The following is a 25489-nucleotide window of genomic DNA, read 5'->3' as shown; positions in this document are numbered from 1 at the left end:
GGGTGGTGGATGATTTGAGTCTAGGTCGACTCGGACTGTCGCTTGACATTGGGTTCCGTTGTTAAGGTCGTCACGGGTGGGCGGCCAAAGACAATCTATACCCGATGATGGGCTAAACGGAAAGGTAGCGTTGCCGAAGGGAGCTATGCTCCATGAGTTCGGCCATCGGCAACTGGGCCTTTATCTCCCCGCTTTCCAAGAGATAGGCCCGGTCGGCAAGCGTGGCGCAGAAGCGCAAATTCTGCTCGGACAGCAGGATGGACAGGCCGGTTTTCTTCACGGTTGCCAAGGCCTTGGCCAGACTCTGGACCAACAGGGGCGAGATGCCCTCGGAGGGTTCGTCCAACAGCAGGCAGCGCGGATTTCCCATCAGGGTGCGCGCCAAGGTCAGCATCTGCTGCTCGCCGCCCGAAATGCGCCCACCGGGTCGATCCATCACTTCGGCGAGGTTCGGGAAAAGCTGGGTCAGCGCCTCGACGGTCCAATGCGGTGCCCCCTCACGGATCGGGCGGCGGCCGACTTCCAGATTCTCCGCGACCGAGAGATCCGTGAAGATCCGACGCTCTTCAGGGACATAGCCGAGGCCGAGGCGCGCGGCATTCTGGGGTGCCATGCCGGTGATCGCCTGCCCCTGGAAGCGGACGGTGCCGCCGGTTGGCGTGATCAGCCCCATGATGCTTTTCAGCAAGGTCGATTTGCCGGCGCCATTGCGCCCCAGCAGCGCCACGACCTCGCCGGGTTTGACGGTCAGCGAAACACCATGCAGGACGCTGGCACCATCATATCCGGCCGTCAGTTTTTCGATATCAAGCATCCACATCTCCGAGGTAGAGGCTGCGGACCAGCGGATTGGCGCGGATCAGTTCTGGCCGCCCTTCGGCGATGGTGGCGCCGCGCGCCACCACCTGCACCCGGCTGGCATGGCCGAAGACCACATCCATGTCATGTTCGGTGAAGAGCACGGCGAGACCACGGGCGGAGGCCAACGCCGCAACCTCCGCCATCAGGGCCATGCGCTCGCCCGCTGCCATGCCTGCTGTCGGTTCGTCCATCAGCAGAACCTGCGGGTCTCCCGCCAGGGCAATCGCCAGTTCCACCCGTTTCAGATCGCCATAGGGCAGATCGCCAGCGGTGCGGTCGGCCAGATGGGCGATCCCCACTTCGGCCAGGATCGCATCGGCGGCTTCCCGCGCCAGCACCTCGGCCTTGCCCCAGAGGTTGAAGAAACCCGAGTGCCGGGCGTGGAGCGCGGTCTGCACCGCTTCACGCGGGCTGAGGCTGGCGTATCGGCCGGTGATCTGGAACGTCCGGCCCAGCCCCAGGCGGGCGATTCTGCTCGGCGGCAGGCCGGAGATCGTGCGGCCTTCCAGCGTAACCTCGCCCGCGTCGGGTCGGATCTGGCCGCCGATCATGCCGAACAGGGTGGATTTCCCGGCGCCGTTCGGGCCGATCACGGCCAGGACTTCTCCGGCAGCGACAGACAGGGAGACATCCTTGACGGCTTTGACGCCGCCATAGGCTTTGGCGAGATTGCGGGCGACCAGCAGGCTCATCGGCGCCTCGCCAGACGGCCGACGATCCCCTCGGGGAACAGCAGCACCAGGGCCAGGATCAACCCGCCGACGACAGCCCGCCAGAAGTCGAACGCCCGCATGCCTTCGGCCTGGATCAGATGGAAGGCGGCGGCACCGACCCAGGGGCCGACAAGGCTGTGCAGACCGCCCAGCAGCACCATCGCCAGCCCGTCGGTCGATTGCCCGATGGCGGTAACGGTCGGGAAGACGCTGCCCTTGGCCAGCGCGAACAGACCGCCCGCGATGCCGGAGAAGAGGCCCGCGATGATGAAGGCTGCCGCCTGCAGGCCACCGACGGGAATGCCGCTGGCCTCCGCCCGGCCACGCCCGTCGCGTCCTGCCCGCAAGGCAAGGCCGAAGGGGCTGAAGACGATGCGCCGGATGGCCAGGAGTGAAGCGGCAACGCAGAGAAGGGCGCCCCAATAGAAGCTGCTGCGGTCCCCGACCCAGCCGCCGGGCCGGATGCCGAGGATTCCGTTGTCGCCGCCGGTGACGCTCATCCATTGCTGGGCCGCCGACCAGATGATCTGGGCGACCGCCAGGGTCAACATGGCGAGATAGACCCCCGACAGGCGGGCTTGCAGCAGGGAGACGATGCCTGCCAAGCTCGCCGCTACCAGGGCGGAGATCACAAGGGCGCCGATGGCGCCGCTGCTTGCGCCCGTCACCATCAGGGCCGCCGCATAGGCGCCGACTCCGAAATAGGCGGCATGACCGAAGCTCACCAGTCCCGCCGGTCCCATCAGGAACTGCAGCGAGGCGGCAAACAGAACCATCACCACGATCTCGGTCGCCAGCACCAGCGGATAACCGTCATCGATCAGCGGCACGGCCGCAGCAAGCACCAAGGCGCCCAGAGCCAGCATCTGCTGACGCGGCGTCCAGGGGGCAAGGCGGGGGGCGAGATGGCCCGGCCCGCGCTGCGGCACCTCGATCTTGCCCAGCAGCCCCTGCGGGCGGGCGACCAGCACCACGGCCATGACCAGGAACATCAGGACCAGCGTCGCTTTGGGCAGCAGCAGGATGCCGAAGGCATGCATCAGGCCGATCAGCAGGGCGGCGAGGAAGGCGCCACCCAGACTGCCGAGCCCGCCGATGACCACTACGACGAAGGCTTCGACGATGATGCCGAGATCGAGGCCCAGGTGGACGCTGTCGCGGGGGACCTGCAACGCGCCTGCCAACCCGGCCAGCGCGGACCCTAGGAAAAAGACGCCGGTGAAGAGGATGCGTTGATTGACGCCCAGGGCGGCCAGCATCTCGCGGTCCTCGGTCGCTGCCCGGACCAGAATGCCGAAGCGGGTGCGGCGGAACAGCAGCCATAGGGCGCCGAGCACCAGGGGGCCGACCACGATCAGAAAGAGGTTATATTCGGGGAACCGCTTGCCGAAGATCGTCACGGCCCCGGCCAATGCTGGCACGCGCGGCCCCAGTTTTTCCTCCGGCCCCCAGAGCCAGAGGGTCGCATCCTGGACGATCAGCAGGATGGCGAAGGTCGCCAGCAGTTGGAAAAGCTCGGGCGCCTTGGCCAGGCGGCGCAGGATCAACACCTCCAGCGCGACACCCAGAATGCCGGTTGCCAGCATCGCGACCAGCACTGCGGCTGCAAAGGAGAAGGTGGAACGTGGCAGTGCCTCGCCCACCGTCCAGGCGATATAGGCCCCCAGCATATAAAGGCTGCCATGGGCGAAATTGACGACGCGGGTAACGCCGAAGATCAGCGACAGACCCGCCGCGACGAGGAAGAGTGTCGCCGCCGATACCAGCCCATTCAGGGTCAGTATCGGCAGCGTTCCTAGATCGAAAGCGGGCATGTCGCCTTTCGGGTTTCGTTATTTATTGGCGTCGGCAGGACGCAGTTTAGCGGCTTCAGCTTCAGGGGGAAGATACTTCGCGCCGTCGGCATAACGCCAATCGACCATCACGCCGTTGCCGTCCTTGAGGCCGGTCTTGCCGACATAGGCACCCATGGTCGACTGATGATCGCCCGCGCGCCACAGCACCGGGCCGACCGGGGTTTCGAGTTCCAGGCCACGCATGGCCTTGATCATGGCTTCGGTATCGGTCGAGCCAGCCTTGGCAAGGCCTGCGGCAATCGATTTGATGGTGACATAGCCGACCAGCGAGCCCAGGCGCGGATGTTCGCCCGTTGCCTTGCGATAGGCCTCGCGGAAAGTCACTTGCCCTGGACGTTCGTCGAACTGCCAGGGATAGCCGGTGACGATCCAGCCGTTCGGCGTCTCTTCTTTGAGCGGATCCATATATTCCGGCTCGCCGGTCAGCGCGCTGACGACCGAGCGGCCTTCGAACAGGCCGCGGGTATTGCCTTCGCGCACGAAGCGGGCGAGGTCGGGGCCGAAGGTGGCGTTGAAGATAGCTTCCGGCTTCATAGCATCGAGCGCATCGACGGTGGGACCGGCTTCCAGTTTGCCCTGGGCGGGCCATTGCTCGCCAACCCAGACGATATCCGGGCGAACGGCGGACAGCTGCTTCTTGAAGGCGGCGACAAAGCTGGTGCCGTATTCATAGTTCGGCGCGACGGTGGCCCAGCGCTTGGCGGGCAGCTTGGCGGCTTCTTCCACCAGCATCGCCGACTGCATATGGGTCGAGGGCCGCAGGCGGAAGACGTAGCGCGAGCCCTTGTCCCAGACGATGGCGTCGGTCAGCGGCTCGGCGGCGACGAACAGGACCTTGTTCTGGTTGGCGAACTCGGCAACGGCGAGGCCGGTCGAGGAGGCGAAGGTGCCTGCCAGCAGATCGACCTTTTCCGAACGCACCAGTTCTTCGGCATGGCGCAGGGCATCAGCAGGTTTGAAGGCATCGTCCCGGAAGACGACTTCGAGCTTGCGGCCCAGCACGCCGCCGGACGCATTGATCTCGGCCAGAGCCAGTTCCATGCCCTTGCGATAGGGCTGGGTGAAGGCGGCAAGCGCGGTATAGCTGTTGATTTCACCGATTTTGATCGCGGGCTTGTCCTGCGCGGTGGCAGTGCCAGCAAAGGCCAGGGCAAGTGCCGCCCCTTGCAGAAGCGAACGGCGGAGCATCTTCGTCATCCCAGGGAATCCCCACTAGGTCAGAGATAGGCTGATCGGCGATAGCGGATGCGTTGATGGTTAACAAGCGCAGAAAGCATGCTTGCGCATGATTTTTGCATTTATTCCCGCAAAAGCTGTAACTTTGCCTTTGGTTCTCGCGAGGTGAATTGCCTGCCGGTTGCTGTGATTACTCTAACGGGGCTCCCGGCAGATATCGGCGCGCCAAACCCGGCACTTCAGGCGGAATTTCCTGGTCATGGCAGAAGGCAATGAGGGTCGCTTCATCGCCCAGCAGGAAGTCGAGCACCCCCGCCAGCACCGCCGGATCGCCTAAGCGATGGCGCAGCTCGGACGGGTCGATTCCCGTCAGCGACAGGAAGCGGGCGATCATATCATCGTCGCCCGCGATCCAGCCGATCCCCCGCAAAGCCAGGGTTTCAGCCGTCTCGCGGCTTTGTGGGGGAAGTCTGGGGGCCATGTTATTCGGTCAGCAGATAGCCCTGGCGGTGGGCAAGCGGCGCATCGCCGACCACCATGCCGATGTTGGTGCCGGGTCGGGCGAAGCGATGGCGCAGACGCACCAGCAGCAGACCGTTGGTGGAGGACACAACCGGCACGCGCATTTCGCCCGGCCGCACGATCTCCGCCACGGTTTCACCGGCGATCACATAGTCGCCCGGCTTCTTGGCATAGACGATGACGCCGGCGACGGGGCTTTTCAGATAATCGCAGGCAGCCAGATCCTCGGCCTTGCCCTGATAGGTGGGGGCGGGGCCGGGATCGCCCTTGATCAGGCCCCGCCGGGCGAGGAAGCGGAAGATTGCATCGGCATCCTTGCCCGCCAGCTCGTCAGTCACGTCCTGCTCGCCGCGCAACTCGACCGTGGCCGAGAGGCAGGCGGGCGGGATGGCCGCATCGGGGAACTGTTTGGCGAGGTACCACCAGGGGCCGCCCCAGGCTTCGTCCAGGCTGCCGCCGCCGGAATCTTCGGCCAGCATGACGGCGGCGGAGTCCAGTTCAGCTGCCAGATCGCTCGCCGACGGCCAGAGGGCCGGGCCGAGGTAGAGGTGCATCTGTGCCTCGCTATCGCAATGGAGATCGAGGGCGATATCGGCATCGACCGAGCGTTCCATGATCGCAAGGCGCATATGGTCGATGGCGGCGACCGGCTTGCTTTCCTTCAGGATCGCCAGCATTTCGGCGCGGATCAGGGCGATGTTCGCCTTGGCATCCTTGCCGAGCTGCTTGCCCACACGCTCTGCAAGCTTGGCGCCGAGCCAGGGATAATTGCGGTTGAAGTTGCCAAGGCCGCCCAATTCGAACCGGCCCAGCAGATTACCGCCGATCCATTGCTTCAGGCCCAACGGGTTGGTGGCCGGGACCACGATGATCTCGCCGGTCACATCGGCGGCGGTCAGCTTTTCGATCAGATGGTGCAGGACCAGCATGCCGGGGATTTCATCGGCATGGAGCCCTGCCTGCAGATAGGCCTTGGGGCCACGTCCGGCCTCGCCAAACCGCCATGCCGTCCAGGTGACGGTCTGTCCCAGGCCATCGGCAGGCAGGGCAACGGTTTCGATCACGGGGCGGGGCATCGGACACACTCCTTGAAAAGGACAAAATCGCGCGAGCACGATAGGCGGGCTTGTTTGTATCCGGCAAGGCTTACCAATGTTTAACGCGTGCCTTAACCAGGAAGTCGGATATGGTCAGGCTCTAGAATGTCCCGCAGCGGAGCGACCTGAAGATATGCGCATATTGGTGATCGAGGATGATGCCGAAGCCGCCGCCTATATGGTGAAAGGCCTTCGGGAAAGCGGCTATATCGTCGACCACGCAGGCGACGGCAAGGAAGGCCTCGTCAATGCCATGAGCGGCATCTACGACGCCCTGATCGTCGACCGCATGTTGCCCCAGGTGGACGGGCTTTCGATCATCCAGGCGATCCGGGCGGCGGGGAACAAGACCCCGGCGCTGATCCTGTCTGCGCTGTCGGCGGTCGATGACCGGGTGCGCGGCCTGAAAGCGGGCGGCGACGATTACCTGACCAAGCCCTATGCTTTCTCCGAGCTGTTGGCGCGCCTGGAAGTGCTGATGCGGCGTGCTGGTGGCGACAGTTCGGTTGTGACCAAGCTGCGTCTTGCGGATCTGGAGATGGATCTGCTGGCGCGCAGCGTGACGCGCGGCGGGCAGAAGCTCGATCTGCAGCCGCGCGAATTCATGCTGTTGGAATATCTGCTGCGCAACTCCGGCCATGTGGTGACCCGCACGATGTTGCTGGAGCATGTCTGGGATTATCACTTCGACCCGCAGACCAACGTCATCGACGTGCATATCAGCCGGTTGCGCCAGAAGATCGACAAGAATTTCCCCAAGCCCCTGCTGCAAACGATCCGCGGCGCGGGCTATAGTCTGCGTGTTCCGGAATAATAGACCTTAAGGGGACCGACAGAGTGGGCCTGATGCAGTCTCTGACCGCGCTGATGAAGCATTGGACGGTCCGCATCCTGGCCCTCTATATGGTGCTGTTCGCGGTTTCGGTCGTGGCGCTGCTGGGCTTTGTCTATGGCGTCACCATCGGCCTGATCGAGCGGCAGATATCTTCGGCCATCACGGCGGAAATCGCCTCGCTGTCCGATGGCTATCGCGACCAGGGGTTGAAGGGGCTCATCCAGCAGATCGAGGAACGGGTCAGTGCCGACCGTGTCGGCGGTGGCATCTATATGCTGGCCGATCCTGACCGAAATCCGGTGGCGGGTAATCTTGCCCGCTGGCCGCTGGATGCCGAATGGGACGGGCGCTGGGCAACCTTCCGGCTGACGGCCGAGGGTGAGGAGGAGCCGAGCCCGGATGCCCAGCAGGCGCGGGCGTTCCACTTCTATCTCAACGAAGGCTATCACCTGCTCGTCGGCCGGTCGATGCGCGAGCGGGAAAGCTTCGAAGCCCTGATCCTGCAGGCACTGTTCTGGGCGCTGTTCGCGGCGGCCGGGCTGGCGGTTGTCGGCGGTGTGGTCATGGGGCGCGAGATGCGGCGGCGGCTGGAGGGTATCAACCAGACCACCCGCCGGATCATGGGCGGCGATCTTCAGCAGCGCGTGCCGCTCACCGGGTCGGGCGATGAGCTGGACCGGCTGGCGGGCAACCTCAACGACATGCTGGGGCAGATCGACCGGCTGGTGGTCGCGGGGCGCGAGGTGACGGATAATATCGCCCACGATCTGCGCTCGCCCCTGACGCGTCTCAAGACCAAGCTCGAAGTGACGCTGATGACGCAGGAGGATACGGGCAGCCTGCGCGGCGCGATGGAAATGGCCATCGACGATACCGACAATATCCTCAAAACCTTCAATGCTATCCTGTCCATCGCCCAGGCCGAGGCCGGGGCCGGGCGGCGAGAGATGAGCGATCTTGACCTGGGTGAACTGGCCAAGGATGTATGCGAGCTGTACGAGGCGGTGGCGGAAGACAAGTCGATCCGCTTAAGCTTTATGCGTGTAGGTCATCCGCTGCCGGTCCATGGCAATCGCCACCTGCTGTTCCAAGCCATGGCCAATCTGGTCGACAATGCGCTGAAATATACGCCGGCGGGCGGTCGGGTCGATGTAATGGCAGAAAGCGATCAGGGGATCGCCTGCCTGACCGTCAGCGACAGCGGCCCCGGCATTCCCGAAGATGAGCGCGAGCATGTGCTGCGCCGCTTCGTGCGGTTGGAGCAGAGCCGCTCCACCCCCGGCAATGGCCTTGGCCTGTCCCTGGTGGCGGCGGTGGCCGGACTGCATAACGGTCGCCTGACCCTGGGCGACGCTATGCCGGGTCTGAAGATTATCCTGACCATGCCGCTGAAGGATGCAGACAGCATCCAAGCGGCCTGATCCGGCTTCCTAAGCTGCTGCCAGTTCGGCGACCGGGGCAGCGAATAATCCGACCGCCAGATTGATCGTCTTTTCAGCAAGCTGAAGGGCTGACGCATCCCCGGTCGGATCGCGCAGGGCAATGCTGATCGCGCCATGCATCATGACCCAGAAAGCAAAAGCCGCTGTCTCCGCCTGGGTGCCGCTCCAACGGGTGTTACCCGTCAGGAACGACTGTCGAAGCATGTCGAAGCACCGGTCGCTGGGCGAGGAATAGGCATAAACCGCCAGCGGTGGCAGGCGCGGGGTCGGGCCATTGAACATCAGGCTATAGAGCGCCGGGTGGCGCGTGGCAAAACTGATGTGGGCGCGGGCAAAGCCGCTCAGGCGCGCTGCCAGATCCTGGGTTTCGTCGATATGCTCCTTCTGTTGGCTCATCAGCCATTCGAAGCCCCATTGCTGCAGAACCTCGAGCAGCCCATCCTTGCCGTCGAAATAGCGATACAGCGCAGGCGCCCGGCATTCCGCCAGATCCGCCACGGCCGACATGGTGACCGCATCGCGGCCGGAAATCTGCAGAATCTCAAGGCCTGCCCGGATGGCCGCCGCCCGCAGATCCCGCTGTTCGCTTTTGCGCGGGCGGGCCATCAGTTGCTATGCTCCATCTTTAACATCATTGGAAAGTATCCCCACTCAGCCGTTGTCTCCCCGATGCAATACTGACCGGATATGATTTTGGATGAGGGCAAATAAAAAAAGGCCGGACAATGTGTCCGGCCCGCAGTCCGCAAATCAAAAGGTTAATTCAACATATCAGTCCAGGGGAATTCCCAGCTGAATGTTGAGGCCGGATCGCGGCGCACTGTAGTAGCGCGGCCGGGGCGCGACATAGACTGGCGCCGGGCGATAGGCATAGGGATCGTAGTAATAGACGGGCGGCGGTTCACGCACGACGACAACCGGCGGGCGGGGGCGTTCATAGACGACAACCGGGCCATGTCCGCGCCGATGGTCCCAGCCATGGTGGCGGTTATGTTCCCATCCGTGGCCGCGACCACGGTCATGATCGCGACCGCCTGCGGCTGCAGGCAGGGCGAGAGTCGCCGCCAGCAGAACCAATACACCGCCAAGCTTAAATCGCATCGACATCGGGGTTACTCCCTCCCGTAAAACCATGCCTCAACCATAGCGTATGACGCTCTGTTTGGCCGGTTACAAGTTTGCGCCAGGGGGGTTAACTCCCGTTCATGAAGCCGTAGCCCAAGCTTCGTTAGAAGTTGACGTGCACGTAAATTTATGAAGGCGCCGCTCAGCGCTTTTGCCCCTTAATTAGCCAGTGATTGGCGCTTGACACTTTCCGTGAACGTTGGACATTCTACTCCTCATAAAGAAGCGCAAAGCGCAATAAAGTTACCGAGATTGCCTATAAGGGTTGATCGGTAGGCAACATAACGCGATCTGGGGAGGTTGCGGCTGTGGAAGAAGCGTTGCTCAAGGTGAGTGGCGTGTCGCTGAACTTTGGCGGCATCCGTGCTCTCACCGACGTAAGCTTTGACGTCCGGAAGGGCGAGGTGTTTTCCATCATCGGGCCGAACGGCGCGGGGAAGACCTCGATGCTCAACTGCATCTCCGGCCGTTACCGCCCGAGCGCCGGGACCATCACCTTTAAAGGGCGCGACATCACGCGCCTCAAGCCGAACAAGCGGGCGGATCTCGGCATCGGCCGCACGTTCCAGAACCTCGCTCTGTTCGGCCATATGAGTGTGCTCGACAACATCATGGTCGGGCGGCACCACCTGCTGAAAAACAACTTCATCACCGGGTCGATCCATTGGTTGACCGGCGCCCGGACCGAGGAGTTGGAAAACCGGCGCGAAATCGAACAGATCATCGATTTCCTCGAAATCCAGCACGTGCGCAAGGCGACGGCAGGCACGCTGTCCTATGGCTTGCGCAAGCGGGTGGAGCTGGCGCGCGCTGTGGCCCTGAAGCCGGACCTCATTCTGCTGGACGAGCCGATGGCGGGCATGAACCTCGAAGAGAAGGAGGATATGGCCCGCTATATCCTGGATCTGAACGAGGAATGGGGCATCACCGTCGTCATGATCGAACATGACATGGGCGTGGTCATGGACATCTCGAACCGGGTGATGGTGCTGGATTTCGGCAAGAAGCTGGCCGCCGGAACACCCGAAGAGGTGCTGGCGAACGAGCATGTGAAGCGGGCCTATCTTGGCGAGGTGGACGAGGTTCCGCCTGGCGAAACTCAAGTCGCGTAAGGGTAGGGCCACGGACGATGACCAATGTCACTTTCGATCCCGCGCTCGACACTTTCCCCAAACTGCTGGCGCGTAATGCGGAGATCGCGGCGGGCGAAGTCTCCATGCGCGAAAAGCAGTTCGGCATCTGGGTGGAGCTGACCTGGGGCCAGATTCATGAGCGCACCCGCAATCTCGCCCTTGGCCTTGCCGATCTGGGCGTCAAGCCGGGCGATGTCGTCGGCCTGATCGGCGATAACCGGCCCGATTGGGTCATCGGCGAGGTCGCGGCCCATGCGCTGAAGGCCATGAGTCTTGGTATGTATCGCGACGCGATGGAGGCCGAAGTCGCCTATCTGGTGACCTATGCCGATGTGGCCGTGATCCTGGTCGAGGATGAGGAACAGGTCGACAAGCTGCTGGGCCTCGGGGATCAGATCCCGACGGTGCGCAAGATCGTCTATTTCGATCCGCGCGGCATGCGCAAATACGACGATCCCCGGCTGGTTCCGGCCGAAGAGGTCTTGAAGGCGGGGGCTGCCAAGGCTGCTTCGCATCCCGAACTCTGGGGGCAGATGATTGCCGCGACCAAGGGCGAGGATGTGGCCATCCTCTGTACCACCTCCGGCACCACGTCCCATCCCAAGCTGGCGATGCTGACCGGTGTCGCGATGATCCGCCATTCGGTCAGCTACCTCAAAGCCGATCCCAAGGGCCCGCAGGACGAATATGTTTCGGTCCTGCCGCTGCCCTGGATCATGGAGCAGATGTATGCGGTGACCAAGTGGCTGGTCTGCCGCATGAAAATCAACTTCGTCGAAGAGCCTGAGACGATGATGGCCGACATGCGTGAGATCGGCCCGACCTTCATTCTGCTGGCGCCGCGCCTGTGGGAAAGCATCGCGGGCGATGTGCGGGCGCGGATGATGGATGCCAGCCCGCTTAAGCGCTATCTCTATGATCTGGGCATGAAACTCGGCCTGAAAGCCCTGGGCGAGGGGCGCAAGTCGTGGCTGGCCCATATGCTGCTGTTCCGGGCCCTGCGCGACGATCTCGGTTTCTCCCGCCTCACGTCCGCTGCCACCGGCGGCGCGGCGTTGGGGCCGGATACCTTCAAGTTCTTCCAGGCCATGGGCGTGCCGCTGCGCCAGCTCTATGGTCAGACCGAACTGACCGGGGCCTATACGCTCCATCGCTCCGAAGATGTGGATTTCGACACCGTGGGCGTGCCGTTCGACGAGACGGTGGAAATCCGCATCGATCAGCCCGATCAGAACGGGGTGGGGGAGATCGTCACCAAGCATCCCAATATGTATGAAGGCTATTACCGCAACGAGGCGGCCTCCAAGGCCGATATGCGCGATGGCTGGATGTATACGGGCGATGCGGGTTTCTTCGACAAGAAGGGCCATCTGGTCGTCATCGACCGCATCAAGGATATCGCCACCACGGTGAAGGGCGACCGTTTCTCGCCCCAGTTTATCGAGAATAAGCTGAAGTTCAGCCCCTATGTGGGCGAGGCGGTGGTGCTGGGCGATGGGCGCGAGTACCTGAGCGCCATGATCTGCATCCGCTATCCCGTTGTCTCGAAATGGGCGGAGAAGAACCGGATCGCTTTCACAACCTATTCCGACCTGTCGGCGCGCGAGCAGATCTATGATCTGCTGCGGGCAGAGATCGATACGGTCAATGCCTCGCTGCCCGAGTTCCAGAAGATCCGCAAATTCCTGCTGCTCTATAAGGAACTCGATGCCGACGATGGCGAACTGACCCGCACCCGAAAAGTGCGCCGCAGCGTCATCAACGAGAAATACGAGGACATCATCGACGCGGTCTATGGCGACCGGGCGGAGGTGCCCATCGATACCACCATCACTTTCCAGGACGGCACCAAGCAGCGCATCCGCACCACCGTGCGGGTGGTGAACCTCGGCACCCCCACCTCTGGCGGCGGCAGCCGTCGCAGCGCGGCCTAAGGAGACACGAGATGGAATTCGGTTTTCTCGGCCAGCTCATGATCAACGGCATCATTGTCGGCACCCTCTATGGGGTGGTCGCGATGTGTTTCGTGCTGATCTACAAGGCCAGCCAGGTGGTGAATTTCGCGCAAGGCGAGTTCCTGCTGATCGGGGCCTGGGTCTGCTGGTCCTTCCTGGTGCATTTCCAGATGCCCTTCATCGTGGGCTTCCTGTTCACCCTGGCCTTCATGGCGCTCTTCGGGATCCTGATCCAGGTGGTCATCCTGCGGCCTTTGATCGGGGAGCCGGTGATTTCCGTCATCATGGTGACCATCGGCCTGTCGATCATCATGCAGGCGGCAATGAAATGGGCGTTCGGCGTCTTCGCCCAGCCCTTCCCGCAGATCTTCTCCAGCCAGACCTTCAACCTGTTTGGCCTGAAAGTGCAGACGGCCTATGGCCTGTCGCTGATCGTGTCGGTCTTGATCATGCTGGGCTTCGGCTATTTCTTCAAATTTACCCGCATGGGTCTGGCGATGCGCGCCACCGCCTTCAATCAGCAGGTGGCGCAGTCGCTCGGCATCTCCATCAAACAGGTCTTCGCGCTCTCCTGGGCTATCTCGGCCATGGTGTCGGCGGTGGCAGGGGTCGTGATCGCGATGGTGAACGGGGTGTCCTCCTCGCTCTCCGCCTTTGGGATCAAGGTCTTCCCAGCGGTGATCCTGGGCGGCCTCGACAGCATCATCGGGGCGATCTTCGGCGGTCTGATCGTCGGGTTGCTGGAGAACGGCGCGCAGTATGTCGATGCCACGTATCTGGGCTGGGGCAACATGATCTCGGTCGCGCCCTTCTATGTCCTGATCATCATCCTGATGCTGAAGCCCTATGGGCTGTTCGGCACCAAAGACATCGAACGCGTGTAGGGGGCAGTAAGAATGGCAAACGTCAGCCTGCGGCCCTGCGGTGATTTCCGCGTCTCCTATGCCGCTGATACCAATATCTTCGATACCAAAGGGTCGCGTTACGCCCTGCTGATCGGGCTGCTGGCGCTGGTCGCCGTCGCGCCCTTCATGAGCAACTTCATCCTGACGCTCGCCATCATGATCGGTTGTTATGCGATCGCGGCGCTGGGCCTCAATATCGTCGTCGGCTTTACCGGCCAGATCTCCATCGGCCATGCTGCTTTCTTCGGGTTCGGGGCCTTCGCCTCGGCCTTCATCAATAACAACACCGGCATTCCCGTCTTCTTCGCGATCCCGCTGGCGGGTGTCGCAACGACGGCGGTGGGGCTGCTGTTCGGCCTGCCTGCCGCGCGCCTGAAGGGGCTTTATCTCGCCATTGCGACCCTGGCGGCTCAGTTCATCCTGGAGGATTTCTTCGCCCGGGCCGAATGGTTCACCGGCGGCACGGCGGGCGCGCCCGCCAATCCGTTCAGCATCTTCGGGTGGGAAGCCTCCACCGATCTGCGGTTTTTCTACGTGGTGCTGGTCTATGTGATCATCTGTTTCGTTCTCGTAACGAACTTGATGCGGTCGCGCGATGGCCGGGCGTTGATCGCGGTGCGCGACCATTATCTGTCGGCCGAGATGATGGGCATCAACCTCACCAAGTACCGCACGCTGTCATTCGGTCTGTCGGCCTTCTTCGCGGGCATCGGCGGGGCGCTTTATGCCCATTACACCCAGTTCGTGTCGGTGGAAGGCTTCACCATCCTGCTGTCGATCCAGTTCCTTGGTATGATCATCATCGGCGGTCTGGGGTCGGTCATGGGGACCTTGCTCGGGACGGTCTTCATGGTGGTCCTGCCCGAACTGATGGATGCCATCACCGGCATGCTGTCGGGCAGCTTCATCGACACCGCTCTCAATCTTAAGAACAACGTCGCCTACCTGCGCGAGATCGCAATCGGCGCGGCCATCATCCTGTTCCTGATCTTCGAACCCGATGGGCTTGCCCACCGGTGGCGGCAGGTCAAGGCCTACTGGAAACTCTACCCCTTCTCCTACTGAGCTGAGGGCGGAGCAATAATCACTAAAACCCGGAGGAAGCACATGCATACGAAGCGTTTCGGCGGAGCCTCTGTCCTCGTGCTGGCGGCAATTGCGCTGCCGATGGCGGCAAACGCCCAGATCCGTATCGGCCATCTGGCCGACTATACCGGCGGCACCTCCGACATTGGAAAGCCGTTCGGGGAAGGCGTGGCGGATGCCTTCGCCTACATCAACACCAAGGGCGGCGTCGGCGGCCAGAAGCTGGAAGTCGAGACCGTCGACTATGGCTATCAGGTGCCGCGCGCGCTTGCGACCTACAAGAAATGGAACAGCGGTCCGAACAAGGTCGCGGCCATCATGGGGTGGGGCACGGCCGATACCGAAGCCCTGATCAACTTCGTCACCAATGACAAGATCCCCTATCTCTCGGGCTCCTATGCCGGGGCGCTCACCGATCCGGAAGGCAAGGGCGACAAGACCGAAAAGCCCGCGCCCTATAACTTCTTCTATGGCCCCAGCTATTCGGACGCTGCGCGCGCCATGCTGCAGTGGGCGGCTGAGGACTGGAAGAAAAAGGGCAAGACCGGCGCGCCCAAGTACGTGCATATGGGCGCCAATCACCCGTACCCGAACGCTCCGAAAGCAGCGGGCGAAGAATATGCCAAGGAGCTTGGCTTCGAAGTTCTGCCCGCCATCCAGTTCGCCATGGCCTCGGGTGACTTCACCGCCCAGTGCCTGACGCTGAAGCAGCAGGGCGCGAACTACGCCTACCTCGGCAATACGGCGGCCTCGGACCTCGCGGTCATGAAGTCCTGCCAGGCTGCCGGTGTGGACGTGCAGTTTATGGGTAATGTCTGGGGCGTGGACGAAAACGGCCTGAAGGTCGCAGGCACCGCCGGTAACGGTGTCGTCTGGCCGATGCGCACCGATGTGGTCTGGAACGGCAATGCGCCGGGCATGACGGTCATCAAGGACGTCGCGAAGATCTCCGATCCGTCGGGCAAATATCGCTCGCTGCATTATGTCGCCGGTGTCTGCGCCGCCTTCTACATGAAGGAAGCCCTGGACTGGGCCAGCAAGAACGGTGGTTTTGCCGGCGAGAACGTCAAGAAAGCTTTCTACCAGAAAGCCGATTGGGTTCCGGCTGGCCTGGAGGGCGTCTGCCGTCCGGTGACCTGGACCGCGACCGATCATCGTCCGACCACCGACGTGCTGATCTACAAGACCACGGTCGCAGGCGACACCAGCGCACCGATCGAGGATCTGATGAGCAAGGGCGTGATCAAGGTTGAAAAGGCCGCCGAAATCAAACTGGGCCGCAAGCCTGAATGGATCGGTTGGTAAACAGTTGAAGGCAGGGAGGAGCCTTTGGCTCCTCCCTTTCATTTTTTCGTTGGCCTATCGCCCCTCGGGCTACTTGAGGCCGTTTGCCTACCGCGCTTTGCGCTACTTGAGGCGTTAGGAACATCGATGGCCGAAGCAGCATTGAAACTCGAAACCGCCCCGCCGCTCCTGAGCGTCAACAACATCGAGGTCGTCTATAACGACGTCATCCTGGTGCTGCGCGGCCTGTCGCTGAATGTGCCAGAAGGCCAGATCGTGGCGCTGCTGGGCGCGAACGGCGCGGGTAAATCGACGACGCTGAAAGCAATCTCCGGCCTGCTGAAGACAGAAGACGGCGAGATCACCCGCGGCGATGTCACCTTCAAGGGTGAGCGGATGAACGCGCTCGATCCCGGCGACATCGTACGACGCGGCATTTTCCAGGTAATGGAAGGCCGCCGGATCATCGCTGATATGACCTGCCTCGAAAACCTGAAGCTCGGCGCTTTTACCCGTAAGGACAAGGGTGTCGCCGATGATATCGAGATGGTCTATCGCTATTTCCCGCGTCTGAAGGAACGTACCGGCCTTGCGGGTTACCTGTCGGGTGGTGAGCAGCAGATGCTGGCCATCGGGCGCGCGATGATGGCGCGGCCCAAGCTGATCCTGATGGACGAGCCTTCCATGGGGCTGTCGCCGCTGATGGTGAAGGAGGTTTTCTCCATCATCAAACAGATTAACCGCGATCTTGGCGTCACCATCCTGCTGGTGGAGCAGAACGCGCGCATGGCCTTGTCCGTCGCCTCCTACGGCTACATCATGGAGCAGGGCAAGGTGGTGCTGGACGGCACCGCTGCCGAACTGGCCGATAACGAGGATGTGAAGGAATTCTACCTCGGCGGCGGCGGGGAGGAGCGCAAGTCCTTCAAGAATCTCAAGTCCTTCAAACGACGCAAGCGGTGGATCTGATGGGTTTCTATGACGCTGCCGAAACGCGCAGCACCCAGGAACGGGAGGAGGCGCAGCTGGCCTCCCTGCGCGATATCGTTCAGCACGCCAAGACCCATGCCCCCGCCATTACCGAAAGCCTGAAGGATGTGGATCCGGCGGGCCTGACCAATCGTCAGGCACTCGCCCGCCTGCCGCTGGTGCGCAAGTCGGATCTGATCGAGGCCCAGCGTCTGCGCCCGCCCTTCGCGGGCCTCAATGGGACGCCGGTCGCGGATCTGCGTCGCCTCTATGCCTCGCCGGGGCCGATCTACGATATGGAAGGCCACGGGGCCGACTGGTGGCGATTCGGTCGCGCCCTCCATGCTGCTGGTTTCAGATCGGGCGAACTGATCCACAACTGTTTTTCCTATCACTTCACGCCCGCCGGGATGATGGTCGAGACGGGCGCCACTGCCCTGGGGTGTCCTGTTTTCCCGGGCGGCGTCGGCAATACCGAACAGCAGGCGCGGGCTATCGCGGATCTAAGGCCCGCTGGTTATACGGGCACGCCGTCTTTCCTGAAGATCATCCTGGAGAAGGGCAAGGAGCTGGGCTTCGACCTTTCCTCGCTCAAGAAGGCGCTGGTCTCGGGGGAGGCGTTGCCGCCCAGCTTGCGGGCCGATTTCCTTGCCCATGGTGTGGCGGTCAAGCAGTGCTACGCCTCCGCTGACCTGGGATTGATCGCCTACGAGAGCGATGCGATGGAGGGGATGATCATCGACGAACAGGTGATCGTTGAAATCGTCCGCCCCGGCACCGGCGATCCGGTGGCGGCAGGCGAGGTGGGCGAGGTGATCGTGACCAGCTTCAACCGCGACTATCCGCTGATCCGCTTTGCGACCGGCGACCTGTCGGCCTTCCTGCCTGGTGTCAGTCCCTGCGGCCGCACTGCCCCTCGCATCAAGGGCTGGATGGGACGCGCTGATCAGACGACCAAGGTCAAGGGCATGTTCGTGCACCCGGGCCAGATCGCCGAGGTGCTGAAGCGTCATCCCCAGGTGTCGCGTGGGCGCTTGGTAGTGGAGAAATCGGGCGATACCGATGTCATGACCCTGCATGTGGAGGCGTCGCTCCATGACGGTCTGTTGGCTGATGCCATCGCGAACTCGGTTCATGCCGTCTGCAAACTGTCGGGCAAGGTCGCCTTTGTCGAACCGGGGCAACTGCCCAACGATGGTAAGGTGATCGAGGATAAACGCCCGGTTCCGGCGGGTTAGGGGTTTCCTCCGACCTCGTCATCCTGGGACTTGATCCCGGGGTGACGGTTCTTTTTTTTAAGTGTTACGCCCCGATCCGAAGCGTCAGCATTCCCAGGACCTGTTTTGCCAGCGGCCCGGCGATCTCCTTGGCGGGGGCGCCAACCTCGCGGGCCAGGGGGCCGTCGAGCAGCAGGCTCGCAAGCCCATGCACGGTCGACCAGGCCAGGATTGCCCGGATCTGTTGGGTTTTGGCGTCGCCGCCCTTGGTGCTGGGGATCGCTTCGATGCCCCCTTGCAGCACTTGGCGCGCCCTGTCGGCGGCCTGCTTCAGTCTGGGGTCTTCGGTATGCAGCAGGGCGGGGCGGAACATGATGCGGAAGGCGCCCGGATCGGTGACCGCCTGCTCCACATAAGCCTCCCCCAGCGCGGTCAGACGGTCTGCCGCGTCCGGGCCGCAGGTATCGGCCTTGATCTGCATGGCGCGGCTTAAGGCCTCGAACCCCTCCGTTGCAACGGCCGTCAACAGGCCCTTGGCATCGCCGAAGTGATGGGCGGGCGCGGCATGGGAAACGCCTGCCCGCCGGGCGCAGTCGCGCAAGGAAAATCCGTCAGGGCCGGTTTCCGCCAGGATGTCCCGCGCGGCCGACAGCAGGGCCGCGCGCAGATCCCCGTGATGATATCGCTTCGTCATGACCGTCACTCTCGCAAAGCAGGCCAATCTAGACAATGGAAAGATTTGCTTGACGCTTTGGGTGATTGGCGTGATAGCTAATCTTGTCATTGTCTAGATCGAAGGTGAGGCGATGGAAGTTCAGGCGATTATCCTGCCGTTGCATATCGCGGCGGCGCTGCTGGCAGTGCCGGTAGGCGCGGCGCAGTTCTGGCGGCGCAAGGGTGGCCGTGCGCATCGCTGGTTGGGGTGGCTCTGGGTGGTTTTGATGGCGATTGTCGCCGTTGGATCCTTCTGGATCCGCAGCCTGATGCCGGGCGGTTTCAGTCCCGTGCATATCCTGTCGGCGATGACAGTAGGGCTGTTGATTGCAGGTGTCCTTATGGCCCGCCGGGGGCAGATCAACCGTCACCGCCGGATGATGATCGGGCTATATTGCGGCCTGACCGCAGCAGGATTGGCGACTCTGGCGCCGACACGTCTTATTGGCGACGCGCTCTTTGGCTGAGTCTATTCCGCTGACTGGGCGAAGGAGCGCGGCAGAAGGGGCAGGCTTGATTTGCAGACGTCGGCCAGAGTGGTCTGGTCCAAGACAACCATGAAGGCATCCAAAGCATCTTCAAGCTTATGCTTGAGGGTGCAAGTAACGGTAATGGCGCAATCGTTTTTGGAGCCAGCGAAGCAGGGGACGATGGTCATGTCCTCCTCGGTCACGCGGGCGATCTCGCCGATGGTGATGAGGTGGGCGGGGCGCCCCAGGCGTAAGCCACCGCCTCGACCGCGGACCGTGGCAAGAAACCCTGCCGCGCCCAGGGCTTGAGCGACCTTCATCAAATGGTTGCGCGAAATTCCATAAGACTTGGCAACCTCTTCGATCGTGGTCAATTGCTCTCCCTTGATCGCGACGAACATCATCATCCGCAAAGCGTAGTCGGTGTAGGTCGTCAGGCGCATTGTCGCTTCGTCTCAGGTAAAAACGGTAAAAATTCATTTAATGCCAAAATAAACATTGGTCAATCCGATTAATAGTCATGATGAAAATAAATTATGCAATTTGACTATCATTGCACTAATAGGATGATCAGGATTGTCCCACAGAAGTCGAGCAGTGATAGCGAGGGACATCAAAACAAGCATTGGTCGTACTATTTTTGCGCCATTAGTTATCACCATACCAGCTCCTAGCCGGGCGCCAATGATTTGGCCGCATGCCATTAGTATTCCAATGCCCCAGAGTACTTGCCCGGTAAGTGTGAGCATAAGAAATGCTGAAATATTACTGGTGAAATTGACAATCTTGGCATGGGCGGTCGCGCGGCGCAGGGAATACCCGGCAATGGCGACATAGGCCAGGGCCCAGAAAGTGCCGGTCCCTGGCCCGAAAAAACCATCGTAGAAGCCAAGCCCCAGCCCAAACAGGATGGCAAAGGGCAGGGGAGAGAGGCGGCGATGGGCATCTGCTTCACCGGTCTTCTTCGCAAACAGCATATAGAAGGCAATGGCGATCAGCAGAAATGGGACGACGTCCCGCAGCAATTCGGGATCCGTCACGGCCAGGACGGCAGCGCCGATCAGCGAGCCCGCGAAGGTCAGGGCAATGATGGGCAGCATCTCGCGCAGATTGACCTCGCCCCTGCGGATGAAGGTGAGACTGGCGGAAAAGCTGCCGCAACTGGCCTGAAGCTTGGTGGTGCCGAAAACGGCGGCAGGGGGCACGCCGACCGAGAAGAGGACCGGAATGACCAGCAGCCCACCGCCGCCCGCAATGCTATCGATAAAACCGGCGACCATGGCGACGACAAAGAGCAGCAGGGCGATGTCCAGCCCGAAACCATCAATCAGCATTTGAACGCAACATATCCTTGAAAAGCTAAAAGGGGCGGAAACGCCCGCCCCTCCTTTATGATCTGCCGAAGGGCTAGACCTCGGCCGTAACCTGAGCGAGCCAGAGGGCCGTCTCGGTATCCAGCAGCGGCGACAGCGTGTCGCGAACCTTGGCGTGATAGGCGTTGAGCCAAGTCCGTTCGGTCGGCGACAGCAGGTCGGCAACGATCAGGCGACGGTCGATGGGGGCGAGGGTCAGGTTCTCGAACCCGAGCATCGGACGTTCCGCGCCGTCAATCGTGACCGGAGTGACATAGATCAGATTCTCGATCCGGATGCCGTAGCCGCCCGACTTGTAATAGCCGGGCTCGTTCGACAGGATCATGCCCGGCTTGAGCGCGATGGTGTTGGGGGCCTTGGAGATGCGCTGCGGGCCTTCGTGCACCGACAGATAGCTGCCGACGCCATGGCCGGTGCCGTGGTCATAGTCCAACCCATGCTGCCAGAGCGGCAAACGCGCCAGCACGTCGATCTGCGAGCCCGTGGTGCCGGTCGGAAAGACGGCGGTGGAGATGGCGATATGCCCCTTCAGCACCAGGGTGAAATTGCGCGCCATCTCTGCTGTCGGAGTGCCGATGGCGAGGGTGCGGGTGATGTCGGTTGTGCCGTCGACATATTGCGCGCCGCTGTCGATGAGATAGAGGTTGCCGAGTTCCAGCGTCTTTTCGGTTTCCGGCGTTGCGCGGTAATGCACAATGGCACCGTTGGAGCCCGCGCCCGAAATCGAATCGAAGGAGAGGTCCCGCAGCAGGCCGGTGGCTTTGCGGAACTCTTCGAGTTTATCGCTGGCCTCAATTTCCTTCAGGGTTCCGTCGCGGCTGTTTTCCTCCAGCCATTTCAGGAAACGCACCATGGCGGCGCCATCGCGGACATGGGCGGTGGTGGTGCCTGCGAGTTCGACCGAGTTCTTGGTCGCCTTGGGCAGCAGGCAGGGATCGGCGCCGCGAATGATCGTGGCCCCGGCTTCATTGAGGCGGTGGGCGATAGCAAAGCCAGCCCAGGCCGGATCCAGCAGGACACGCTTATTCTTCAGGGCATCGAGCAGGCTCGGGAAGCTGGCAGGTGCATGCAGGCGCACGCCATTCCCCAGATGCAGCTTGGTATCGGGCAGGATCTTGCGCTCGTCGATGGCGAGATCGACGGTGCCGTCCGAATGGAGCAGGGCGAAACCGAGGGCGAAAGGCGTATGTGGTACGTCGCTGCCACGTATGTTCAGCAGCCACGCGATGCTGTCCGGTGTGGTCAGGATGGCGGTGTCGACGCGCTGATTGCTCAACTGGCCTGCGATTTCCGAGCGCTTTTCTGCTGAGACCCGGCCACTCTGGGCGTCGGCTTGAATGCGGACCGGACCTAGCGGGGGCGGGGGCTGGTCGGCCCAGACGGCGTCGAGCGGATTGCTGGACAGGGCGACCAACTGAATGCCCGCCGCGCCAAGGGCGGCTTGCAGACGCTCGGCCTGGTCAAGGGTATGGAGCCAGGGGTCGAACCCGATCTTCTGACCGGCCGAAGCGACCTCCACCAGCCATTCGGCGGGCGGCTGTTCGATGAGATGGCGTGCCTCGTAAGCCGTCATATCGACCTGATCGCGGACCTGCAGGGTATAGCGGCCATCGACAAAGATGGCGGCGCGGTCGGTCAGGACCGCAGCCATGCCGGCCGATCCCTTGAAGCCGGTCAGCCACTCCAGACGTTCGGCCTGGGCCGGGACATATTCGCCCTGATGTTCATCGGCGCGCGGGATCAGGAAGCCATCAAGGTCACGTTTGGCCAGTTCGGCCCGCAGGAGCGCAAGACGGGCGCCATGGGTTTCAGTCGATGCAACAGGGGCAAGAGCAGCGCGCAAGGCGGAAAGCTGAGCAATCAGCGCCGGGGTCGGATCATTGGAAATCAGGCGTGCCCAGTCGGTGTCGTCGCCATAGAGAGCTGCTGCATTGACGCCCGCCAGAAGCGTTTTCACCTCGGCAACGCTGCGCCCGCCCTGCTTTGCAAGCAGACCGGCCAATGCTTCATCGCCCTGATATTCCGCGCGGCATTCCGACACTGCACCACTCCTTCCAAGAGATTGTTGCGATCCCCCGGGGATCAGTTGGCTGGACGCTATGCCCTTGTTGTTAACACGGCAAGGGGGTTGGACGCATGCTGCGGTGCGGTATCAGCCCTGCGCTCACGCCACTGGTTAAATCGCGCGAAAGGGCCAAATATCAGTCACACAACAACAAGAAGAAAGACTTGGATATGACTGTACTCACCCAAACCTTAGCCCATCCTTGGCAAAATCCTGCCGCCCTCGGGCGAGGCTGTGCTGCCGCAGCCGGTTGAAGAGCTTGATGCTCGCATGCTGGCCGATATCGGCGCCGATCGTGACATCATGGCCCTGGCCGTCGCGCGTTACCGTCGCTAATCGACGCAATGGGGCATGTGCGCCGGGCATGGGCCTGTGCGTGCTTTGCGTAACTGGGCTCATGGCAGCCCGGCTAAGTTGAACGGAAGAAGGGGTCGTCCTTGGGCGGCCCTTTGTCGTTTTCAGATCCGGAAGAGAGTTCCCCCGATGACAGCCCTATCGCCGAAGGATTTCGCGCTGGTGATGCTGATCGTCGTGGTGTGGGGCTTCAATTTCGCCGCCGCCAAGATCGGGGTCGCCGTCGCGCCGCCGCTGGCCCTGCTGGCGATGCGTTTTTTCATTGTCGGCATCCTGCTGGTCCCCTTCGTGCGGTTTCCGCGCAAGCAGATCGGGCTGGTGATCGCCATCTCCACCGTTCTGGGCACCGTGCATTTCGGCGTGATGTTCGTCGGACTGCAATGGGTCGATGTCGCCACGGCTTCGCTGATCGGTCAGCTTCAAGTGCCGTTTGCGGTCATGCTGGGCGTGCTGGTCTATAAGGAAAAGCTGGGGCTGCGCCAGATCCTGGGCATGGCCCTGGCGTTTGGCGGTCTGTTGGTGGTCTTCGGCAAAGGTGACGCCACCTATAACTGGCTGGGGGTCGCCATGATCTCCTTCGCCGCCCTGGTCTGGGCCTCGTCCAACCTGATGGTCAAGAAGGTGACCGATACCAGCCCCATCGGCACAACAGCCTGGATGAGCCTTTTGGCCGGGCCGCAGCTCTTCGCGCTGTCGTTAATCTTCGACGATCAGCCGGTGGCGCGCCTGCTGGCCAGCGGTTGGACCGGGGCCGGATCCATCATCTATATGGTGATCGGCGCGACGCTGATTGGATATGGCGGCTGGTACACGCTGATGCAGCGAGTGCCGTTGTCTGTGCTGTCGCCGTTTATGCTGCTGGTGCCGGTGTGCGGCGTTCTCTCCGGCGTCTGGTTTCTGGGCGAGCCGCTCACCTGGCGCATCGTCGTGGGTGGCGCGCTGACCATTCTGGGGATCGGCGTTATCAATGTGCGACCGCGCGCGCTGTTCAAGAAGGCTGGGCAATCGTGAAGCTGCTGCTGCCACCGCGCGATCTGCTTCTGGTTTTTGCGGCCATCTGCGTCTGGGGCTATAGCTTCGTTCCGGCCAAGTACGCGCTTGAGGTTCTGCCGCCGATGGCGTTGCTGGCGATCCGCTTCGGCGTGACCGGCCTGCTGTTTCTGCCTTTTGCCCGTATGCACCGGCGGCAGTTCGTCGGGATCCTCATTTTCTCCTTCGTCATGGGCGTCGGGCATTTCGGGCTGAATTTCGCAGGCCTGCAATATGTCGGCGCGTCGACAGCGACGCTGGTCGGGCAGTTGCAAGTGCCGTTCGGGGTGATGGTCGGGCTGCTGCTCTATCGCGAGAAGATCGATAGCCGTCAGATCATCGGCATTCTGCTGGCGTTCCTCGGCGTTGGTATCTTCCTGTCCCAGGGCGATATGCATTTCGACTGGTGGGGCGTCTTCCTGATGGCGATGTCCGCGCTGGCCTGGGTGCTGGCCAATGTGGCGGTGAAGAAGGTTGATCTGCGACCGGCGGCGACGCTGGCCTGGATGAATATCCTGGCGGCGCCGCAGTTCCTGGTCCTGTCTCTTCTGACCGAAACCGTGAATTGGGGCGCGGTGGGCGAGCAGGGGCTCAGTGTCACCCTGTCGCTGCTCTATATGATTATCGGCGGCACCTGTATCGGCTATGGCGCCTGGTATGCCTTGCTGAGCCGCCATCCCATCTCGCTCCTGTCGCCCTTCATGCTGCTGATCCCTGTCGTCGGCGTGATGTCGGGCGTGCTGTTCCTGGGTGAGCAACTGACGGTGCGGGTGGTGATCGGCGGGCTTTTGACTGTGGTCGGCGTGGGGATCATCAATATCCGTCCGCGCGTGCAAACTACCGAGACTGCTTGACATTGGCCTGGATTGGCCGTCAATTCCGCCCCGCCAGACGGCTGGATTACCGCGCTGCTGAGGGTAACCTCTTCAGGGAGGAAAGTCCGGGCTCCACAAAGAGACGGTGCCGGCTAACGGCCGGCGGGGGCGACCCCAGGGAAAGTGCCACAGAAAGCAAACCGCCTGAGCTTGTCTCAGGTAAGGGTGAAAGGGTGGGGTAAGAGCCCACCGCGGGACCGGCAACGGAACCGGCACGGAAAACCCCACCGGGAGCAAGACCGAATAGGAACGGCAGGCCCGTGGCGTAAGCCATAGCGGTACAGCGCCTCTTTGCGCCGTCGTTCGGGTTGGTTGCGTGAGGCGTTCGGTAACGAACGTCCCAGAGGAATGGTGATCCATGGGATTTGATGGGACGGGCTCCCATCCCCAGGACAGAACCCGGCTTATAGGCCGTCTGGCAGCCCCTCTGTTC

24 protein-coding genes and 1 other RNA gene are annotated in these 25489 nt (G+C 62.1%); 13 read left to right on the top strand and 12 right to left on the bottom strand.

From position 1 onward, the window contains the following. Positions 1 to 112: 112 nt before the first annotated feature. The 6 genes from ACFSM5_RS11980 to ACFSM5_RS11955 form a co-directional block, all read right to left on the bottom strand. Complete coding sequence (locus ACFSM5_RS11980) at positions 113 to 814, bottom strand: ABC transporter ATP-binding protein (protein WP_379876635.1); 702 nt, start codon at positions 812 to 814, stop codon at positions 113 to 115. Beyond that, a complete protein-coding gene (locus ACFSM5_RS11975; RefSeq protein WP_379876634.1) occupies positions 807 to 1553 on the bottom strand; it encodes an ABC transporter ATP-binding protein in 747 nt (248 codons plus the stop codon). Before ACFSM5_RS11975 ends, ACFSM5_RS11980 begins: the two co-directional genes overlap by 8 nt. After that, positions 1550 to 3388 carry an ABC transporter permease gene (locus tag ACFSM5_RS11970; RefSeq protein WP_379876633.1) on the bottom strand — a complete coding sequence of 613 codons (1839 nt, stop codon included), beginning with the start codon at positions 3386 to 3388 and terminating at the stop codon, positions 1550 to 1552. The genes ACFSM5_RS11975 and ACFSM5_RS11970 overlap by 4 nt, the downstream gene beginning before the upstream one ends. Positions 3389 to 3406: 18 nt before the next feature. Continuing rightward, a complete protein-coding gene (locus tag ACFSM5_RS11965) occupies positions 3407 to 4627 on the bottom strand; it encodes an ABC transporter substrate-binding protein (RefSeq protein WP_379876632.1) in 1221 nt (406 codons plus the stop codon). Positions 4628 to 4796: 169 nt separating this feature from the next. Beyond that, a complete protein-coding gene (locus tag ACFSM5_RS11960; RefSeq protein WP_379876631.1) occupies positions 4797 to 5087 on the bottom strand; it encodes a DUF3572 domain-containing protein in 291 nt (96 codons plus the stop codon). Position 5088: 1 nt separating this feature from the next. After that, the gene (locus tag ACFSM5_RS11955) at positions 5089 to 6204 is read right to left on the bottom strand and encodes a succinylglutamate desuccinylase/aspartoacylase family protein (protein ID WP_379876630.1); all 1116 of its coding nucleotides are present in this window, start codon (positions 6202 to 6204) and stop codon (positions 5089 to 5091) included. Between the two features lie 154 nt (positions 6205 to 6358). Here ACFSM5_RS11955 and ACFSM5_RS11950 point away from each other — a divergent pair, with 154 nt between their 5' ends. Together ACFSM5_RS11950 and ACFSM5_RS11945 are read left to right on the top strand one after the other, a co-directional pair. After that, positions 6359 to 7039: a winged helix-turn-helix domain-containing protein gene (locus ACFSM5_RS11950; protein WP_379876629.1), complete on the top strand. Its 681-nt coding sequence runs from the start codon at positions 6359 to 6361 to the stop codon at positions 7037 to 7039. A gap of 32 nt (positions 7040 to 7071) precedes the next feature. After that, positions 7072 to 8481 carry a sensor histidine kinase gene (locus tag ACFSM5_RS11945; protein ID WP_379876628.1) on the top strand — a complete coding sequence of 470 codons (1410 nt, stop codon included), beginning with the start codon at positions 7072 to 7074 and terminating at the stop codon, positions 8479 to 8481. Positions 8482 to 8490: 9 nt separating this feature from the next. Here the strand turns inward: ACFSM5_RS11945 and ACFSM5_RS11940 are convergent, their stop codons facing one another. Beyond that, positions 8491 to 9108 carry a TetR/AcrR family transcriptional regulator gene (locus ACFSM5_RS11940; protein ID WP_379876627.1) on the bottom strand — a complete coding sequence of 206 codons (618 nt, stop codon included), beginning with the start codon at positions 9106 to 9108 and terminating at the stop codon, positions 8491 to 8493. A gap of 165 nt (positions 9109 to 9273) precedes the next feature. Beyond that, complete coding sequence (locus tag ACFSM5_RS11935) at positions 9274 to 9609, bottom strand: hypothetical protein (RefSeq protein WP_379876626.1); 336 nt, start codon at positions 9607 to 9609, stop codon at positions 9274 to 9276. Between the two features lie 326 nt (positions 9610 to 9935). Between ACFSM5_RS11935 and ACFSM5_RS11930 the strand changes: the two genes are divergently transcribed. From ACFSM5_RS11930 to ACFSM5_RS11900, 7 genes are all read left to right on the top strand, one after another. Beyond that, positions 9936 to 10739 (top strand): ABC transporter ATP-binding protein, encoded by an 804-nt coding sequence (locus ACFSM5_RS11930; protein WP_379876624.1) that lies wholly within the window; start codon positions 9936 to 9938, stop codon positions 10737 to 10739. Between the two features lie 17 nt (positions 10740 to 10756). Beyond that, positions 10757 to 12694, top strand: coding sequence for a long-chain fatty acid--CoA ligase (locus tag ACFSM5_RS11925; RefSeq protein ID WP_379876622.1), 1938 nt, complete (start codon positions 10757 to 10759; stop codon positions 12692 to 12694). 11 nt (positions 12695 to 12705) lie between these two features. Beyond that, on the top strand, positions 12706 to 13599 hold the full coding sequence (locus tag ACFSM5_RS11920; RefSeq protein ID WP_379876621.1) for a branched-chain amino acid ABC transporter permease: 894 nt from the start codon (positions 12706 to 12708) through the stop codon (positions 13597 to 13599). 12 nt (positions 13600 to 13611) lie between these two features. Beyond that, positions 13612 to 14685, top strand: a complete 1074-nt coding sequence (locus ACFSM5_RS11915; protein ID WP_379876620.1) for a branched-chain amino acid ABC transporter permease — start codon at positions 13612 to 13614, stop codon at positions 14683 to 14685. 42 nt (positions 14686 to 14727) lie between these two features. Continuing rightward, on the top strand, positions 14728 to 16011 hold the full coding sequence (locus ACFSM5_RS11910) for an ABC transporter substrate-binding protein (RefSeq protein WP_379876619.1): 1284 nt from the start codon (positions 14728 to 14730) through the stop codon (positions 16009 to 16011). 126 nt (positions 16012 to 16137) lie between these two features. Beyond that, a complete protein-coding gene (locus ACFSM5_RS11905; protein ID WP_379876618.1) occupies positions 16138 to 16959 on the top strand; it encodes an ABC transporter ATP-binding protein in 822 nt (273 codons plus the stop codon). Further along, on the top strand, positions 16959 to 18197 hold the full coding sequence (locus ACFSM5_RS11900) for a phenylacetate--CoA ligase family protein (RefSeq protein WP_379876617.1): 1239 nt from the start codon (positions 16959 to 16961) through the stop codon (positions 18195 to 18197). The genes ACFSM5_RS11905 and ACFSM5_RS11900 overlap by 1 nt, the downstream gene beginning before the upstream one ends. A 64-nt stretch (positions 18198 to 18261) precedes the next feature. On the opposite strand, the gene ACFSM5_RS11895 is transcribed toward ACFSM5_RS11900, so the two are convergent. Continuing rightward, entirely contained in the window at positions 18262 to 18870 is a 609-nt protein-coding gene (locus tag ACFSM5_RS11895) for a TetR/AcrR family transcriptional regulator (protein ID WP_379876616.1), read from the bottom strand. A 112-nt stretch (positions 18871 to 18982) separates the two neighbouring features. Between ACFSM5_RS11895 and ACFSM5_RS11890 the strand changes: the two genes are divergently transcribed. After that, positions 18983 to 19357, top strand: a complete 375-nt coding sequence (locus ACFSM5_RS11890) for a DUF2306 domain-containing protein (RefSeq protein WP_379876615.1) — start codon at positions 18983 to 18985, stop codon at positions 19355 to 19357. Positions 19358 to 19359: 2 nt separating this feature from the next. On the opposite strand, the gene ACFSM5_RS11885 is transcribed toward ACFSM5_RS11890, so the two are convergent. The 3 genes from ACFSM5_RS11885 to ACFSM5_RS11875 form a co-directional block, all read right to left on the bottom strand. Beyond that, complete coding sequence (locus ACFSM5_RS11885) at positions 19360 to 19803, bottom strand: RrF2 family transcriptional regulator (protein WP_379876614.1); 444 nt, start codon at positions 19801 to 19803, stop codon at positions 19360 to 19362. 75 nt (positions 19804 to 19878) lie between these two features. Beyond that, entirely contained in the window at positions 19879 to 20694 is an 816-nt protein-coding gene (locus ACFSM5_RS11880) for a TSUP family transporter (protein ID WP_379876613.1), read from the bottom strand. Positions 20695 to 20767: 73 nt separating this feature from the next. Then, positions 20768 to 22774, bottom strand: a complete 2007-nt coding sequence (locus tag ACFSM5_RS11875) for an aminopeptidase P family protein (RefSeq protein WP_379876612.1) — start codon at positions 22772 to 22774, stop codon at positions 20768 to 20770. A 507-nt stretch (positions 22775 to 23281) separates the two neighbouring features. Here ACFSM5_RS11875 and ACFSM5_RS11870 point away from each other — a divergent pair. From ACFSM5_RS11870 to rnpB, 3 genes are all read left to right on the top strand, one after another. Beyond that, positions 23282 to 24163, top strand: coding sequence for a DMT family transporter (locus ACFSM5_RS11870; protein WP_379876610.1), 882 nt, complete (start codon positions 23282 to 23284; stop codon positions 24161 to 24163). Then, positions 24160 to 25035 (top strand): DMT family transporter, encoded by an 876-nt coding sequence (locus tag ACFSM5_RS11865; protein WP_379876609.1) that lies wholly within the window; start codon positions 24160 to 24162, stop codon positions 25033 to 25035. Before ACFSM5_RS11870 ends, ACFSM5_RS11865 begins: the two co-directional genes overlap by 4 nt. Positions 25036 to 25068: 33 nt before the next feature. Then, positions 25069 to 25479, top strand: an RNA gene (rnpB, locus tag ACFSM5_RS11860) — RNase P RNA component class A. The last annotated feature ends 10 nt before the right edge of the window (positions 25480 to 25489 follow it).

This window comes from Lacibacterium aquatile (assembly GCF_042683105.1).
Lineage (GTDB): Bacteria > Pseudomonadota > Alphaproteobacteria > Elsterales > Elsteraceae > Lacibacterium > Lacibacterium aquatile.
This window is presented reverse-complemented; position numbering and strand designations above follow the sequence as displayed.

Coding starts and splice junctions, on each gene's coding strand:
- ACFSM5_RS11980 (WP_379876635.1), bottom strand. CDS start 814: ATGCTTGATATCGAAAAACTGACGGCCGGATATGATGGTGCCAGCGTC.
- ACFSM5_RS11975 (WP_379876634.1), bottom strand. CDS start 1,553: ATGAGCCTGCTGGTCGCCCGCAATCTCGCCAAAGCCTATGGCGGCGTC.
- ACFSM5_RS11970 (WP_379876633.1), bottom strand. CDS start 3,388: ATGCCCGCTTTCGATCTAGGAACGCTGCCGATACTGACCCTGAATGGG.
- ACFSM5_RS11965 (WP_379876632.1), bottom strand. CDS start 4,627: ATGACGAAGATGCTCCGCCGTTCGCTTCTGCAAGGGGCGGCACTTGCC.
- ACFSM5_RS11960 (WP_379876631.1), bottom strand. CDS start 5,087: ATGGCCCCCAGACTTCCCCCACAAAGCCGCGAGACGGCTGAAACCCTG.
- ACFSM5_RS11955 (WP_379876630.1), bottom strand. CDS start 6,204: ATGCCCCGCCCCGTGATCGAAACCGTTGCCCTGCCTGCCGATGGCCTG.
- ACFSM5_RS11950 (WP_379876629.1), top strand. CDS start 6,359: ATGCGCATATTGGTGATCGAGGATGATGCCGAAGCCGCCGCCTATATG.
- ACFSM5_RS11945 (WP_379876628.1), top strand. CDS start 7,072: ATGCAGTCTCTGACCGCGCTGATGAAGCATTGGACGGTCCGCATCCTG.
- ACFSM5_RS11940 (WP_379876627.1), bottom strand. CDS start 9,108: ATGGCCCGCCCGCGCAAAAGCGAACAGCGGGATCTGCGGGCGGCGGCC.
- ACFSM5_RS11935 (WP_379876626.1), bottom strand. CDS start 9,609: ATGTCGATGCGATTTAAGCTTGGCGGTGTATTGGTTCTGCTGGCGGCG.
- ACFSM5_RS11925 (WP_379876622.1), top strand. CDS start 10,757: ATGACCAATGTCACTTTCGATCCCGCGCTCGACACTTTCCCCAAACTG.
- ACFSM5_RS11920 (WP_379876621.1), top strand. CDS start 12,706: ATGGAATTCGGTTTTCTCGGCCAGCTCATGATCAACGGCATCATTGTC.
- ACFSM5_RS11915 (WP_379876620.1), top strand. CDS start 13,612: ATGGCAAACGTCAGCCTGCGGCCCTGCGGTGATTTCCGCGTCTCCTAT.
- ACFSM5_RS11910 (WP_379876619.1), top strand. CDS start 14,728: ATGCATACGAAGCGTTTCGGCGGAGCCTCTGTCCTCGTGCTGGCGGCA.
- ACFSM5_RS11905 (WP_379876618.1), top strand. CDS start 16,138: ATGGCCGAAGCAGCATTGAAACTCGAAACCGCCCCGCCGCTCCTGAGC.
- ACFSM5_RS11900 (WP_379876617.1), top strand. CDS start 16,959: ATGGGTTTCTATGACGCTGCCGAAACGCGCAGCACCCAGGAACGGGAG.
- ACFSM5_RS11895 (WP_379876616.1), bottom strand. CDS start 18,870: ATGACGAAGCGATATCATCACGGGGATCTGCGCGCGGCCCTGCTGTCG.
- ACFSM5_RS11890 (WP_379876615.1), top strand. CDS start 18,983: ATGGAAGTTCAGGCGATTATCCTGCCGTTGCATATCGCGGCGGCGCTG.
- ACFSM5_RS11885 (WP_379876614.1), bottom strand. CDS start 19,803: ATGCGCCTGACGACCTACACCGACTACGCTTTGCGGATGATGATGTTC.
- ACFSM5_RS11880 (WP_379876613.1), bottom strand. CDS start 20,694: ATGCTGATTGATGGTTTCGGGCTGGACATCGCCCTGCTGCTCTTTGTC.
- ACFSM5_RS11870 (WP_379876610.1), top strand. CDS start 23,282: ATGACAGCCCTATCGCCGAAGGATTTCGCGCTGGTGATGCTGATCGTC.